This is a genomic window from Sphingomonas pollutisoli (assembly GCF_029167165.1).
GTDB lineage: Bacteria > Pseudomonadota > Alphaproteobacteria > Sphingomonadales > Sphingomonadaceae > Sphingomonas > Sphingomonas pollutisoli.
On the sequence record NZ_JARFNJ010000029.1, the window covers coordinates 1 to 13,766 of the forward strand.

A 13,766-nucleotide genomic window follows, 5' to 3' on the forward strand; every position below is an offset into this window, starting at 1 on the left:
CGCAGCAACTGCGCACACTATCATGGGAATTCGCCGGTTACGCCGCGCTCCTCCGCATTACCGCTTCCTCGCGATAATCAATCATCCATCAGAACATGGAGAAGGCACTCGAGCTGACAGCCGTCGTTGACGGCTTGGAGAACGCGACGCTCAACAGTGGTGCCAAAGCCTCGGCACGCTCGCGGTTCGAGTCGACCAAGCAGCGCTTCTTCGGACAGGTCCTGCTGTCGATGAAACTGCCGACCGTCATCGCTGCGGCCCAGCAACATCTCGAGGGCGGACAATCCGTCGTGATGCAGTTGGTGACCACGGCCGAATCCATCCTCGATCGCCGTCTTGGCGCGCTCAGCCCCGACGAGCGCGCCGATCTCGAGATCGACCTGTCGCCGCGCGAATATGTCTAATGTGGACCTCAGCATTACAGGAATTCCTTGCAGTCCGCCATTATCTCGAGCGGAGCGGCAGGAGGCTCGGATTTGCGTCGCTTTGTCATGATTTCACTCCAGATAATTATCGTTCCTTCGACCTCAACAAGTCGAAGGAACCACCATGCCAAGAAGTTCTTTTTTGTCGTTTCGGCCTGCGCCGAGCAGGTTCGAAGATCCGCCCAGTCCCGACGCCCTACTCGCCGCATTCCTCTCCTCTCTTTCAGTTGACGAGGGATCGGCTCGTGCGATCCTGTACGGCGCAGCGGTCCGCCATTTCCTGCACTGGCTGGAGCTGAGGGGGATTGTAGTCGGGGAGATCGACGATGGGGTTGCGCACCGGTTTGAGAAGCATCGATGCCGATGCTCAGGCTACTGCGCGCAAGAACCTGCCTACAAAGCCGATCTTGCAGCGCGCGTCCGGCGTTTCATTCGGTTTCTTGAAGACCAGGGCCACATCGTTGTCGCTGACGGGATCGACGAGCTGGGGCGCCAATTCGCCGACTATTCGGATAGCATCGACGATCTCCAACTCGCTCCGGGAGTGTCGCAAAGCTACCGGTCGGAGGCCGAGCACTTTGCCGCGTGGCTCCGCATATCCAGGCGGCGCTGGGATGATGTCGACGACAAGATTATCGGCCAGTACGCGGTGCATGATTGTCGCTGTCCGGTCTGGCGCAAGCGAGGCAAGCTAGTTCCATCGGGGGCGAAGCGGCGGCGGCGATGTGCTCGGCATTTCGTCGAGTTTCTGCGCCACAAGGGTGCCATCCGTTCGATTCAGCCAGTGACCGATGCTGACCCGCATATGTCGGCATACCTCGCCTGGCTTCTACAGCACCGCGGCGCCAGCGAAGAGACGATCCGCCGCTACAAGGCTGAGATCGCTCGGCTCATGCCCATGTTGGGCGAGCCGTCACAATGGGATGCGGCCACTCTCAGGCGCGCGTTCGAACGACGAAGCAAGGAGACGCCTGGTTCCGCGTCTCTGCTCGTCACGATCATAAGGAGCTTCATTCGGTTTTTGATCGTACAGGGCGATTGTCAGCCCGCGCTGTTGCACGCGATCCCCTCGGTCCAGCGATACCGCCTTTCGGCGCTACCCCGCCACGTCGACCCGGCAACGATCGAGAAGATCATTGCGGCTTGTCCGACAGGTCGTCCGGTGGAAGTCCGCGACAAGGCCATCATTCTCCTGCTCGCCAGGCTTGGCCTGCGTGCCAGTGATATCCGGGATTTGCGCCTCGACGACATCGACTGGCGCTCCGGTCATCTGACAGTGAAGGGCAAGACGCGGCGGCCAGACCGGCTGCCTTTGCAGCAAGACGTTGGCGACGCGATCCTGGATTATATTGTCGCGGCCCGCCCCAAGTCCGTCGATCAGCACGTGTTCTTGCGCTCGCAAGCCCCGTTCCGTTCGTTCCGCTCGCCCTCCGAGATTGCTGGGATCGTCGCACGCACGCGAGAGCGCGGCGGAATCGATGGGGTGCCGACCGGGTCGCACATATTCCGGCATTCGCTTGCTACCAACTTGCTGCGCGCGGGCGCAGGCCTGGAGTCCGTCGGGACCATCCTGCGCCACAGCACGCCCGAGACCACTGCCATCTACGCCAAGGTCGATCTGCCGATGCTCATGAAGATCGCGCAGCCCTGGCCAGGAGACCTGCCATGTTGAACACCCACATTGCCAGATACGTGGCGCTGCACCGGAGCCTGGGACGGAAGTTTGCGGAACAGGAGCGATTGCTGCGCCTTTACGCGGCTTTCGCCGAAGGGGTCGGTGACCGATATACTAAGATCCAGCGGATCTACGACTGGTGTCACACATCGACATCGCAGTACGTGGCCCAGACCCGGTTCAACACCGTTCGCAACTTCAGCCTGTTCGCTCACGCCGAGGATTTGCAACACGAAGTCCCGCCTGCAGGCGTATTCGGCCGGGGCAAAAGACCGCGGCCAACGCCGACGATAATTGAAGCCCAACAGGTTCAAGCGATCATGACGGCGGCGTTGGACTTGCCGCCACGGGGCACCATCAGCCCATTCACGTACCACTACCTCTTTGGGTTGCTGGCGGCGACAGGGCTCCGGATATCCGAAGCGCTGGCTCTGCAGTGCACTGATCTGGTCGAGGATGGCTTGATCATCCGCAATGGCAAGTTTGGCAAGCAGCGGCTCATTGCCTTGCAGCCGTCGACCCGGCAGGCACTCGAAGCCTATCTTTCCACCCGGGCAAGGCTCGGTGCTACCGGCAACGACCTCTTCGTCACGATCCGAGGACGAGCACCCCACAAGGTGCGCGCCCATGTCGTGTTCGTGAGGTTGGCACGGCAGCTCGGATATCGTGGACCAACCGGAACAGCCGGCATGCGGCTGCACGATTTGCGGCATACTTTCGCCGTGCGCTCCCTGGAGTCGTGTTCGCCGGACAGGGAAGCCGTGGCGCATCACATGGCGGGGCTCAGCGTTTATCTGGGACACGCCTCGGTCGCCAACACCTATTGGTATCTCGAAGCCACTCCGGTGCTGCTGCGCGACATTGCTGCCTCGAGCGAACAACTTTTTCTGGGAGAAGCGGCATGACGGCCCTTGCACCCCATCTCTCGGCATATCTGCGCGAACATCTTCCGCGGGAGCGCGCAGTCAGCCCGCACACGGTGAAGACCTATGCCAACTGCTTTGTTCTGCTGGTAAAGTTCGCCGCCGATCGATTGAAGCGTCGCCCGACGGATCTCGAGATCGAAGACTTCGGCACAGACATGATCATGGCCTTCCTGGACCATGTCGAGACCGGACGTGGCAGTTGCGTGCGCACGCGCAATGGCAGACTCGCCGCGATCCGATCCTTCTTCCGGTACATCGAGTATCGGCTTCCAGCCTGTCTGGACCAAGCCCTTCGCGTTCGAGCTATTCCGACCAAGAAGACCGACAAGGCGCTGATCGACTACCTCGACCGGGTCGAGATTAAGGCATTGCTCGATGCTCCTGATCCCCGGACACGCCTCGGCACCCGTGACCGCGCGATGCTGCATCTGACCTATGCAGGCGGGCTCAGGGTGTCGGAACTGGTGTCGCTGCAGTTGCGCGATTTCCCCGACCGCTCGCTGTCCACCGTGCACATCATGGGCAAGGGCCGCCGCGAACGGGTCTTGCCGCTATGGAAGGAGACACAGTTCGCATTGCGCGCCTGGCTGGCGATCCGCCCGCAAGTGCAGGCAACCGAGATATTCCTCAATGCGAACGGGCAGCCATTGACCCGCGATGGCTTCGCATTCCGCTTGGCCGAACACGTCAAGACTGCCGCAGCAAAACAGCCGTCGATCCATAGCAAGCGGGTCACGCCCCACGTGCTGCGTCATTCCTGCGCAATGCACACGCTCGCGGCGACCGGGGACATCCGCAAGGTCGCGTTGTGGCTTGGCCATGCCAGCATCCAAAGCACCGAGACCTATTTGCGAGCTGATCCCGAGGAGAAGCTACAGATTCTTGCTACCCACAGCGCCCCAGCCATCAAGCCCGGGCACTTTAAGCCACCAACTGATGCCTTGATCACCATGCTCACCGACGTTCGCCGTCAGTGCGGGAGCCGCAATGCATGATTGCATCGCAAGATACTTTCATGACCGTGCCATATAGGATAGGGGGGTATCCTATATGGCACACATCAAGTCCCACAAGGATGCCCTCCTCGCAAGGGTGCGGCGGATTTCCGGTCAGGTCGCCGCTATCGAGAGGGCGATTACCAACGAGACCACATGCGGTGAGATCCTGCATCAAGTCGCGGGGGTCCGCGGAGCCGTAGGCGGACTAATGGACGAACTGCTCAGTGATCACATCGAGCAACATTTGGCTCGGCCCGGTCTCAGCGATGCCGCGCGCGCTGAAGCGGCCGACGAACTGATCGCGGCGATCCGCCGTTACGCAAAATAGGAACTCAGAATATGTCCCTTGACGCTGAGCTCGACGAGCTAACCCACGATCACGTCTTCTTGGGCGAGGCCCACGACACCAACGCTCGACGCACCATTTGGGTCGTAGTCCTGACGGCAGGGATGATGGTAATCGAGATACTCGCAGGAGCCGTTTACAACTCGATGGCATTGCTTGCCGACGGTTTTCATATGGCAACACATGCTGGCGCGCTGGGCGTGGCTGCGATTGCCTATTCATATGCTCGCAAGCACGCGAACAGCCGTCGATATTCGTTCGGCACGGGCAAAGTTGGCGATCTCGCCGGTTTCGCTTCCGCGCTTGTTCTGGGCCTGGTCGCATTCGGCATTGCAGTGGAATCCGTTCAGCGTCTGCTTGACCCCCGTCCCGTTGCATTTTCCGAAGCTACGATCATCGCGGTCGTTGGCCTTTTGGTAAATCGTATCCCTCCGGTGGAGGCCGCCTTGTGAGGATGGGGTGATCGGCTGACGTTAGCCTTGGTGCAGGCGCGGGTGTTTGCATTGGTGTTAGCGGCGGTGCGATGAGCCAGATGACGATAATTTCCGGCGTCGAGCGTCGCCGGATGTGGCCGGAAGAGCGGAAGCTGGCGATCTTGGCGGAGGCGTTTTCGCCGGGCATGTGCGTCAGCGAGGTTGCGCGGCGGCATGATGTAGATCCGAGCTTGCTCTATCGCTGGCGGCGACGGCTGTGCGCGGAGGCTGCGTCGGCGGGCTTCGCCCCGCTTCTTGTCGGCCCCGAGGCTGACTCGGCTCCGGCGCCGGCCACGGCGTCGTCGGAGCGACCCGCAGCGATGACGGTGGAGCTTGAGGGTGTGATGATCAGGATCGCATCGGATGCGCCACCGGCGCTGGTCGAGCGTGCGTTGCGCGCGCTTCGGCGATGATCCCGGTTCCCGGCGGTGTCCGGATCTGGATCGCGACCGGAGTGACTGATATGCGTCGCGGCATGCACGGCCTGGCGTTGCAGGTGCAGCAGAGCCTCAAGCGCGATCCCCACGCTGGCGATCTCTACATATTCCGGGGCCGCAAGGGCGACCTTTGCAAGATTCTCTGGCACGACGGCGTCGGGCTGTCGCTCTACGCCAAGCGGCTCGACCGCGGGCGGTTCATCTGGCCATTTTTGGGCGACGGCGTGATCGCGATATCGCCCTCGCAGATGGCCTGCATGCTCGAAGGGATCGACTGGCGTAATCCGCAGATGACGTGGCGTCCGCGCGCGGCGGGGTGAGTCATTTCCGCGACGTAATTACTCCCGGATTCTAGCGTTTTGTGCTATCCACGCAGGCGTGGAGAAGGGGGCTGATCCGACCACCCTGGAGGGTATGCGCGAGGCGCTCGCCACAGCGCGTGACGAGGCGGCGATAGCGATGGCAGAAGCGGCCCGCGCGAAGGCGACCGCCGCCGACCTTGAAGCCCGCAATGCGCTGCTCGAGCTTCAGAACGCGCAGATGCGCCGCGCACTCTACGGCCAGCGATCCGAACGCGGCAGCCGGCTCATCGACCAGTTCGAGCTCGCCTTCATCGACGCCGAGGCGACCGCCGCCGAAGACGAGGCCTTGGCTGCACGCGCCGCTGAAGGGACCAACGTCGAGGCGTTCGTGCGCCGACGCTCGTCGCCCCGAGCATTCCCCGACCATCTGCCGCGCGAGCGGGTCGTGATTCCCGCACCCGCCAACTGCCCGTGCTGTGGCTCGGATCGGCTGTCGAAGCTGGGCGAGGATATCACCGAGACGCTCGAGGTGATCCCCAGGCAGTGGAAGGTCGTCCAGACCGTGCGCGAGCGCTTCTCGTGCCGGGCCTGCGAGCGCATCACCCAGCCGCCGGCGCCGTTCCACGTCACGCCGAGAGGCATGTTCGGGCCGAGCCTGCTCGCCATGATCCTGTTCGAGAAGTTCGGCCAGCACCAGCCGCTCAACCGCCAGCGCGACCGCTATGCCCGCGAAGGCGTCGAGCTCAGCCTGTCGACGCTCGCCGATCAGGTCGGCGCCTGCGCCGCGGTGCTCCGCCCGCTCTACCTGATGATCGAAGCGCATGTGCTTGCCGCCGAGCGGCTGCATGGCGACGACACGACGATCCCGGTGCTGGCGCCGGTCAAGACCGATGTCGCCCGCTTGTGGACCTATGTCCGCGACGATCGGCCGTTCGGCGGTCGCGCCCCACCGGCCGCGCTGTTCCGCTATTCGCGCGACCGCCGCAGTGTGCATCCTCGGGACCATCTCGCAGGGTACACCGGCATCCTCCAAGCCGACGCCTATGCCGGTTACAACGAGCTGTTCCGCGCGCCCCGTGAGCCGGCGCCGGTCACGCGCGCGCTGTGCTGGGCGCATGCGCGCCGTAAGTTCTTCGATCTCGCCGACGTCGCCGGGCAGCTCAAGCGGCGCAAGAAGCCTATCGTCTCGCCGATCGCGGCCGAGGCGGTCCGCCGCATCGATGCGATCTTCGATGTCGAGCGCGGCATTGTCGGCGCCGATGTCGATCGTCGCCTCGCGCAGCGCCAGATCACGACGGTGCCGCTCGTCGCCGACCTCGAACGCTGGATGCGCGACCAGCGCGCCGCGCTGGCCCGCCACAACCCCGTCGCTGGTGCGATCGATTACATGCTCAAAGACTGGGCCGCGTTCGCCCGCTTCCTCGACGATGGCCGCATCTGTCTGACCAACAATGCCGCGGAACGGGCTTTAAGAGGCGTCGCACTCGGCAGGAAGTCGTGGTTGTTCGCCGGGTCCGATCGCGGCGGCGAGCGCGCTGCGCTGATGTACTCGCTCATCGCCACCGCGCGCCTCAACGATGTCGATCCGCAGGCCTGGCTCACCGACGTGCTCACCCGCATCGCCGCCATCCCGCAAGGCCGGCTCGACGAGCTGCTCCCGTGGAACTGGGCCGCCACCGCCGCGCCGATCGCCAAGGCTGCCTGATGCCTTACGTCTCGATGGTGTTCACCGCCCGCTTCGTCGCGCAAAAGCTCGGCGTCGAACAGGTGATCATCGAGGAGCTCGCCGAGACTATGCGCCCGAAGGACGGCTGCCTCTCGGTCATCGACAGCGCCGATGACAATGATCCCTCGATCCACGCCTTCACCGACGACGGCATCGAGTTCATCCAAGAACGCCTAGCCGAACTCGGTCAACCGTGATCCCCGCGGCCTTCGGCGGATGCTTACGGTAAATCTGGCAAGTGCGATGCTTCTTGGCGGTGGACATCATCACGGGCACGATCATGGTCACGTGCATGAACACGATGATCACCACGGCCATGGCCATGGCCATCATCACGACAACAACCTGCGGTCAGCATATGTCCACGTTCTCGCCGATGCGCTGACCTCGGTGCTTGCCATTGCTGCTTTGCTGGGTGGGCGTTATCTCGGTTGGACTTGGCTCGATCCGGTGATGGGCATTGTCGGTGCAATCGTAATTGCTGCATGGTCCTGGTCGCTTATGCGCGATACTGCCAGCGTGCTTCTAGATGCCCATGAGACCGAGATTGAAGTCGAGATTCGCGAGATCCTTGAAGAATCCGGAGGGGCACGGATCACTGATCTGCACGTTTGGCGAGTTGGACCCGGTGCCCACGCTGCCATCGTGTCGATTGCGGGGATGACCGGTGAAGCGGTACGATCACGCTTGTCTGTCGTTCACGAGATTGCTCATCTGACTGTCGAGCAGCGCTAAGGCATCCGCATTTCAAGGTTGTGCGGTGGGATGCATGCGTCTAGATCGCCGCTGTCATCTGGGGAGTAGCCAGTCGCTCGATCGAGCGGGCCCCCGCGTCAACATACTCGGTCGAGAGGCCGTGGCGCGAGGGAAGCGGGAGACCGCTTGGGCGAGACCAATGGCATCGATTCTCCGCTCAGGGCTGGGCGGCGAGATCGATGTCTGTTGGTTCGTTACTGCCGCCTGGCCCGGAGACTATACATGGAAGCATTACTCACTTCGACAGCGGTCGTGGCGTTGGCCGAGATCGGCGATAAGACACAGTTGCTGGCAATCGTATTGGCAACCCGGTTTCGTAAACCACTGCCAATTGTCGGTGGCATATTTGCCGCGACCGTTGCCAATCATTTCTTGGCGGCACTGGTCGGATCAGAAGTTGCATCAATCCTGGATGGGCAATGGTTCCGCTATGCCATTGCAGCTTCCTTTATCGCGATGGCCGCGTGGACGCTGATCCCGGACAAGCTCGATGAAGATCAGGAGAAGCCTGCTCGGTTCGGCGCCTTCTTGACGACGCTGATTGCCTTCTTTCTCGTGGAGATGGGGGACAAGACCCAGGTTGCGACCATCGCTCTGGGCGCTCGGTTCCATGATGTCATCGCCGTTACGACCGGTACGACTTTGGGAATGATGTTGGCGAATGTCCCCGCTGTGTTCCTTGGCCACGAAGTGCTGAAATATGTACCTTTGAAGATCGTGCGCATGATCGCCGCAGCATTGTTCCTAGTGATCGGTGTATGGCTTCTCATCCAGACCGCAGGTTGGTCATTTTGATCTCACTGAACAATCCGGCGATTCGCCCCGATCATCTCCTCCCAGAGTGATGGCAGCGAGAGTGGAGGGGGCGCTTCAGAAGTAGCGCATTCGGTGCCGAATGCGCCGCGATGCACTGACGATGGCCACCAAGTCATCGGCACTGTCGAATACGGCTCCTTCGACCAGTTTGGTTGGAGGAGCCGTAATTATCTGGAGTGAAATCATGACAAAGCGACGCAAATCCGAGCCTCCTGCCGCTCCGCTCGAGATAATGGCGGACTGCAAGGAATATGTCATCGACTATCTGGAGCGGGCTTTCCCAACCCGGCAGATGCGCGTCTTCACCGACGATACCGGCACCCCGCGCTCGGTTCCGATGGAAGACGAGGACGGCAATCCGGTCTACAATCCGGAAGCCGAAGCCGCACGCGACCACCTCATCGAGCAGCTATGCGCCCTGCCGCCGATCATGTCGGCACTGGATGGACTTCTCGAGCACTTCGGACATGATCGCGTCGCCGAAGTGACGGGGCGCACCAAGCGTCTGATCTCGGCGGGCGACGGTCGCCAGAAGCTCGAGACCCGGTCGACCCGAACAAGCCAGGCCGAGGCGGCGGCATTCATGGAGGGCCGCAAGCGCATGCTGGTTTTCTCGGATGCCGGCGGAACAGGACGATCGTACCACGCCTCCCGCGACGTCGCGAACCAGGAGCAGCGGGTCCACCTGTTGCTCGAGCCAGGTTGGCGCGCCGATCGCGCTATCCAGGGCCTTGGCCGGACGCACCGGACCCACCAAGCCAGCACCCCGTTGTTCAGGCCGGTTACGACCGACTGCAAAGGCGAACTCCGCTTCACCAGCACAATCGCGCGGCGGCTCGACAGTCTCGGCGCGCTCACGCGCGGCCAGCGGCAGACAGGCGGGCAAAATCTGTTCGATCCGGCTGACAATCTCGAAAGCGAATATGCCTGCGCGGCTCTTGTGAGCTGGTTCCATCTGCTGGTCGGCGGCAAGCTCACCAGCGTCAGCCATGCCGAATTCGAGAGCCGAACCGGTCTTGAGCTCTGCGACAAGGACGGCGTGATGAAGGATGAGCTGCCGCCTATCCAGCGGTGGCTCAATCGCATCCTCGCCCTGCCGATCGGCCTGCAGAACAAGATCTTCGACGAATTCCTCTCGCTCGTGGAGACCCGCGTCTCGGCCGCGCGCGAAGCGGGGCGTCTCGATGTCGGTGTCGAGACCATCCTCGTCGACAAGGCGGCGCTGATCGAAGACACGCTGCTGCGCACCGATGCGGTCAGCGGGGCGACATCGCATCTCCTGACGATCGAGATCGAGCATCGGCGCGTCCCCGTGTCGCTGGAGCGCATCCTTCATATCGCCGACAGCGATGCGACTGCCGAGTTCTTGACCAACACCAAATCCGGCAAGGTCGCGCTTCAGACACGGGCGCGCGCCCTCATGGAGGAGAAGGAGGGAACGCCCATTCCGCGCATCGAGCTGATGCGGCCGACGCGGCGCGAATATATGCGGGAGCAGGAACTGTTCGAGAGCGCCTGGACCTTGATCGACCGTGAAGCCTTCTCCGCCAAATGGCGCGAGGAAGCCGAGGAAGCCGCCAACAAAGTCGATACAGAAACCGTGCGCCTCGCGACCGGGCTGCTGCTCCCGATCTGGTCCGCGCTTCCGAGCGACCATCTTGTCGTCAATCGCATCGCCGACAAGGCGGGCAATAGCTGGCTCGGCCGCCTCGTCTTCGACGAGCATATCGTCCAGCTTTTTACCAAGCTTGGCATCGACCGTGCCGAGAACATGCCGCCGCAGGACATCGTCAAGTCCGCATTCTCGGGCCGGGCCGTCGACCTGTCGCGGCCATTCCCAATGACGATCCGGCGGGCGCGGGTGAACGGAAGCCCACGCATCGAGCTGGTCGGCGCGCCCTCAGAGCAACTCGCGTGGCTCAAGTCGATCGGCTGCTTCACCGAGGTGATCCAATACCGGACCCGCGTCTTCCTGCCGGTGCCGACTGCTGCGGAAACGCTCGATCGGATCCTGCTTGGCAGCGGTTGATCAGCGCGGACAGCCTTGCCCAAACGGCCCGAAGGCGACCCTGGGAGAGAGGTGAGGGGGAGCGGGGATGGTGTCCGGGATGCGCCGGATGCCAGAAGGAGTTACCCCAGTGATCCAGACCATCAAGCTCAGCAAGCTCCGGCTCTCGCCGATCAACGTTCGCCGTCTCCCTGAGGAGAAGCTGCAGATCCCGCAGATGGCGGCCGACATTGAGGCGCGCGGCGTTCTCCAGAACCTGCTCGTCACGCCCGCGAAAAAACCCCGCGGTGCCTTCGAGGTGTTCGACGGCGGGCGGCGCCTTCGCGCACTGCAGCGCCTCGCCGATGCCGGCACGATCAAGGCCGACGATTATGACGTGCCAGTGATGGTGCTTCAGGCAGACGAGGCGACGCTTTCCGAAACCTCGACCGCGACCAACTTTCAACAGCTCAAGATGACGCCTGCCGAGGAGTGCCGTGCGTTCCAGCACTTTATCGGTACCAGCGGCGACATCGATGCCGTTGCCAAGCGTTTCGGCGTCACGCGGCGGTTCGTGGAAGGCCGTCTCCGGCTCGCCTCGCTCGCCGAACCGATCTTCGAAGCACTGAGCGCCGGCGAGATCACCCTCGATGTCGCCAAGGCCTACGCATCGACCGAGAATCAGGAGAAGCAGCTGCTGGTCTGGAACAGCTACCAGAACAACCATGTTAACGCCGACACCATTCGCCGTGTCATCGCTAACGAGACGCTGAAGGCGAATGATCCGATCGCCATCCTGGTGGGCGAGGCCCGCTATATCGAAGCCGGCGGCAAGGTCGATGGCGACCTGTTCACCGACGGCAACGATCGCTGGATCAACCCAGAAATCGCGCACCGTCTGGCCGGCGAGATCATGGAAGCCGAGGCCAAACGGATCGGCGAGGAAATGGGCCTGGCCTGGATCCGCCCGATCGCCAGCAACTATGCGCACAATGCCGCGCACGGCCTCTATCGCGCCATCCTCCAGCCACCGGCGCTGACCGACGAACAAGCTGCCCGCCTGCACGAAATCGAGCAACGCCGCAGCGAACTCGAGGCTGAGATGCAGGACGAGTCGGTCTCCGAAGAGGATTTCAAGCTGCTCGACCAGGAAGACGACCGGCTGATCGCTGAAGCCGAAGTGATCGAAAACCGGGCGCCCGCTCTTCCCGAGCAGCTCAAGGCGCACGTCGGGGCGTTCCTGCTCCTGACGCCGCAGGGCGAAATGCGGCTCGACACCCAATATTACAGCGAGCAGCAGATCCTCATCGACGAGCCGACCGGAGGTGACAGCGAAGACGGTGGGGACGGCGAGAGCGGCGAATGCGGTGACCGCTCGGCGACCCGTTTCCGCATCGGCGGAAGCGAACCGCTGGAGCCGAAGTACAAGCCGGAGGCCGTTGCGCCGGGGGGCAAGTCGCTCAGCGCCCGGCTCTACGATGAACTGGCGATGCAGCGTCGGGACATTCTCGCGTCCTGCCTTTTGGCTCAGCCGGCTCTCGCTCTCGATTACGCGCTTTTCACGATGATCGACTCGCGCAGTCACCCATCGAGCCCGTCCAGCGACAACTCGGTCAAATATGGGACGACGGTCAGCGCTAGCAGGCCGCAAGATCCGGCGATAAGCGACGTGCCGGTATCCCGGGCGCGCGACTATCTGGCAGAGGCGCATGAAGGTCTCGATGCCGCGTGGACCGAGTACGAGAGCGAAGTCGATCGATTCGAAGGGTTCCGCGCTCTGGACGACGACAGCAAGGCGAACTGGCTCGCCTACATTGTTGCAACGTCGCTCCAGGCCAAACACGGCATGCGCAACGAACAGATTCCGCTGCAGAACCGTTTGGCGTCGATCCTCGATATCGACGTCGCGAGCTGGTGGCGCCCGACGTCGGAGAACTTCTTCGACCGGGTGAACAAGGGCAGCATCCTCAGCCTGCTCGACGAGGTTGGCGGACCGGCGCTCAGCGGCCGCCACGCATCGCTTAAGAAGACGGAAATCTCGGCGAGCTGCCAGAAGCTCTTCGCCGGCGACACTATCGTCGAACCCGAGACCAAGGAAGCAGCGCTTGCCTGGGTGCCCAACGCGATGCGGTTCCTCGACGGCCAGCCCGAGGAGACCATCGTCGACGTCGAGGATAACGGTCTCGACGAAGCCAACGAGCAGGCTATCGCCCAGGACGGCATCGACCAGGATGGTTCGCCCGAAGGCGAGGCGGTCACTGAGGCCGGATCGGATATACCCGAGGCCGACGACATGGCGCTCGAACCAGTCGCTGTCTGATCACCACCGTGACGGGGTCGGCGTCGCGCTGCCGGTCCCCGTCCGCCACTCACTATCATCCCGGGCAACTACCGCCGGTGCTTGTTCATCGGCGGTCCTCCTTGCTCGCTCGCCGGAGCCAATCGTCATGTCCTCCACTGCAAGGCCGAGCCGCGACGTCGCCGCGGAGATCACCAATCTCATCATCAAAAAGCTCGAGGAAGGGGTCCCGCCGTGGAGCCGGCCCTGGCGCGTCCAAGGGAGTGGCGGACGTCCGCTGCGGCATTGCGGCACGCCGTACACGGGCATCAACACCTTCTACCTCTGGGCGATCGGCGACGCGCAAGGGTATCGCTCTCGCTACTGGATGACGTACCGGCAGGCCGAGGCGCTTGGCGGCAATGTTCGGCGCGGCGAGAGTGGCTCGCTGTCGGTCTACTATTCCAACTTCAAGAAGACCGAATCCAACCCGGTAACTGGTGCGGAAAAGGAGCGGAGCGTCCGCTTTCTCCGGCATTACATCGTGTTCAACGGTGCGCCGTAACGGCGGAAGTATAAAGGAGCTCTACCATGAGTAGATGATCTTGCTGGCTATAGATC

Annotated in this window: 12 protein-coding genes, 3 pseudogenes and 1 riboswitch; all 15 genes and pseudogenes read left to right on the forward strand. The window is 62.6% G+C overall.

Annotated elements, in window-relative coordinates:
- The first annotated feature begins 134 nt into the window (after nucleotides 1–134).
- Nucleotides 135–404 (forward strand): methylase, encoded by a 270-nt coding sequence (locus PX554_RS25775; RefSeq protein WP_275504962.1) that lies wholly within the window; start codon nucleotides 135–137, stop codon nucleotides 402–404.
- A gap of 145 nt (nucleotides 405–549) precedes the next feature.
- Nucleotides 550–2,097: a tyrosine-type recombinase/integrase gene (locus PX554_RS25780; RefSeq protein ID WP_275504963.1), complete on the forward strand. Its 1,548-nt coding sequence runs from the start codon at nucleotides 550–552 to the stop codon at nucleotides 2,095–2,097.
- Nucleotides 2,091–3,005: a tyrosine-type recombinase/integrase gene (locus PX554_RS25785; protein WP_275504964.1), complete on the forward strand. Its 915-nt coding sequence runs from the start codon at nucleotides 2,091–2,093 to the stop codon at nucleotides 3,003–3,005. The genes PX554_RS25780 and PX554_RS25785 overlap by 7 nt, the downstream gene beginning before the upstream one ends.
- A complete protein-coding gene (locus tag PX554_RS25790) occupies nucleotides 3,002–4,021 on the forward strand; it encodes a tyrosine-type recombinase/integrase (protein ID WP_275504965.1) in 1,020 nt (339 codons plus the stop codon). Before PX554_RS25785 ends, PX554_RS25790 begins: the two co-directional genes overlap by 4 nt.
- A 55-nt stretch (nucleotides 4,022–4,076) precedes the next feature.
- Nucleotides 4,077–4,352, forward strand: a complete 276-nt coding sequence (locus tag PX554_RS25795; protein WP_275504966.1) for a metal/formaldehyde-sensitive transcriptional repressor — start codon at nucleotides 4,077–4,079, stop codon at nucleotides 4,350–4,352.
- Nucleotides 4,353–4,363: 11 nt separating this feature from the next.
- A pseudogene (locus PX554_RS25800) lies at nucleotides 4,364–4,792 on the forward strand (cation diffusion facilitator family transporter); the annotation flags it as partial.
- 101 nt (nucleotides 4,793–4,893) lie between these two features.
- On the forward strand, nucleotides 4,894–5,256 hold the full coding sequence (tnpA, locus tag PX554_RS25805; RefSeq protein WP_275504967.1) for an IS66-like element accessory protein TnpA: 363 nt from the start codon (nucleotides 4,894–4,896) through the stop codon (nucleotides 5,254–5,256).
- Nucleotides 5,253–5,600: an IS66 family insertion sequence element accessory protein TnpB gene (tnpB, locus tag PX554_RS25810; protein ID WP_275504968.1), complete on the forward strand. Its 348-nt coding sequence runs from the start codon at nucleotides 5,253–5,255 to the stop codon at nucleotides 5,598–5,600. The genes tnpA and tnpB overlap by 4 nt, the downstream gene beginning before the upstream one ends.
- Nucleotides 5,601–5,694: 94 nt before the next feature.
- Nucleotides 5,695–7,287 (forward strand): IS66 family transposase, encoded by a 1,593-nt coding sequence (gene tnpC, locus PX554_RS25815; protein ID WP_275504972.1) that lies wholly within the window; start codon nucleotides 5,695–5,697, stop codon nucleotides 7,285–7,287.
- A complete protein-coding gene (locus PX554_RS25820) occupies nucleotides 7,242–7,505 on the forward strand; it encodes a hypothetical protein (protein WP_275504969.1) in 264 nt (87 codons plus the stop codon). Before tnpC ends, PX554_RS25820 begins: the two co-directional genes overlap by 46 nt.
- A gap of 22 nt (nucleotides 7,506–7,527) precedes the next feature.
- Nucleotides 7,528–8,043, forward strand: a pseudogene (locus PX554_RS25825) (cation diffusion facilitator family transporter); the annotation flags it as partial.
- Nucleotides 8,044–8,090: 47 nt separating this feature from the next.
- Nucleotides 8,091–8,270: riboswitch (yybP-ykoY riboswitch) on the forward strand.
- Between the two features lie 16 nt (nucleotides 8,271–8,286).
- Nucleotides 8,287–8,859 (forward strand): TMEM165/GDT1 family protein, encoded by a 573-nt coding sequence (locus PX554_RS25830; RefSeq protein ID WP_275504970.1) that lies wholly within the window; start codon nucleotides 8,287–8,289, stop codon nucleotides 8,857–8,859.
- Nucleotides 8,860–9,217: 358 nt separating this feature from the next.
- Nucleotides 9,218–10,909 carry a strawberry notch C-terminal domain-containing protein gene (locus PX554_RS25835; protein ID WP_420833487.1) on the forward strand — a complete coding sequence of 564 codons (1,692 nt, stop codon included), beginning with the start codon at nucleotides 9,218–9,220 and terminating at the stop codon, nucleotides 10,907–10,909.
- 109 nt (nucleotides 10,910–11,018) lie between these two features.
- The gene (locus tag PX554_RS25840) at nucleotides 11,019–13,187 is read left to right on the forward strand and encodes a ParB/RepB/Spo0J family partition protein (RefSeq protein WP_275504973.1); all 2,169 of its coding nucleotides are present in this window, start codon (nucleotides 11,019–11,021) and stop codon (nucleotides 13,185–13,187) included.
- Nucleotides 13,188–13,314: 127 nt separating this feature from the next.
- Nucleotides 13,315–13,698: pseudogene (locus PX554_RS25845) on the forward strand (ArdC-like ssDNA-binding domain-containing protein); the annotation flags it as partial.
- Nucleotides 13,699–13,766 lie beyond the last annotated feature (68 nt).

Bases quoted from the DNA above. Each gene is read 5' to 3' on its own strand.
- PX554_RS25795 (WP_275504966.1), top strand. From the start codon at position 4,077: ATGGCACACATCAAGTCCCACAAGGATGCCCTCCTCGCAAGGGTGCGG.
- PX554_RS25790 (WP_275504965.1), top strand. From the start codon at position 3,002: ATGACGGCCCTTGCACCCCATCTCTCGGCATATCTGCGCGAACATCTT.
- PX554_RS25785 (WP_275504964.1), top strand. From the start codon at position 2,091: ATGTTGAACACCCACATTGCCAGATACGTGGCGCTGCACCGGAGCCTG.
- PX554_RS25830 (WP_275504970.1), top strand. From the start codon at position 8,287: ATGGAAGCATTACTCACTTCGACAGCGGTCGTGGCGTTGGCCGAGATC.
- tnpB (WP_275504968.1), top strand. From the start codon at position 5,253: ATGATCCCGGTTCCCGGCGGTGTCCGGATCTGGATCGCGACCGGAGTG.
- tnpC (WP_275504972.1), top strand. From the start codon at position 5,695: ATGCGCGAGGCGCTCGCCACAGCGCGTGACGAGGCGGCGATAGCGATG.
- tnpA (WP_275504967.1), top strand. From the start codon at position 4,894: ATGAGCCAGATGACGATAATTTCCGGCGTCGAGCGTCGCCGGATGTGG.
- PX554_RS25780 (WP_275504963.1), top strand. From the start codon at position 550: ATGCCAAGAAGTTCTTTTTTGTCGTTTCGGCCTGCGCCGAGCAGGTTC.
- PX554_RS25835 (WP_420833487.1), top strand. From the start codon at position 9,218: ATGGAAGACGAGGACGGCAATCCGGTCTACAATCCGGAAGCCGAAGCC.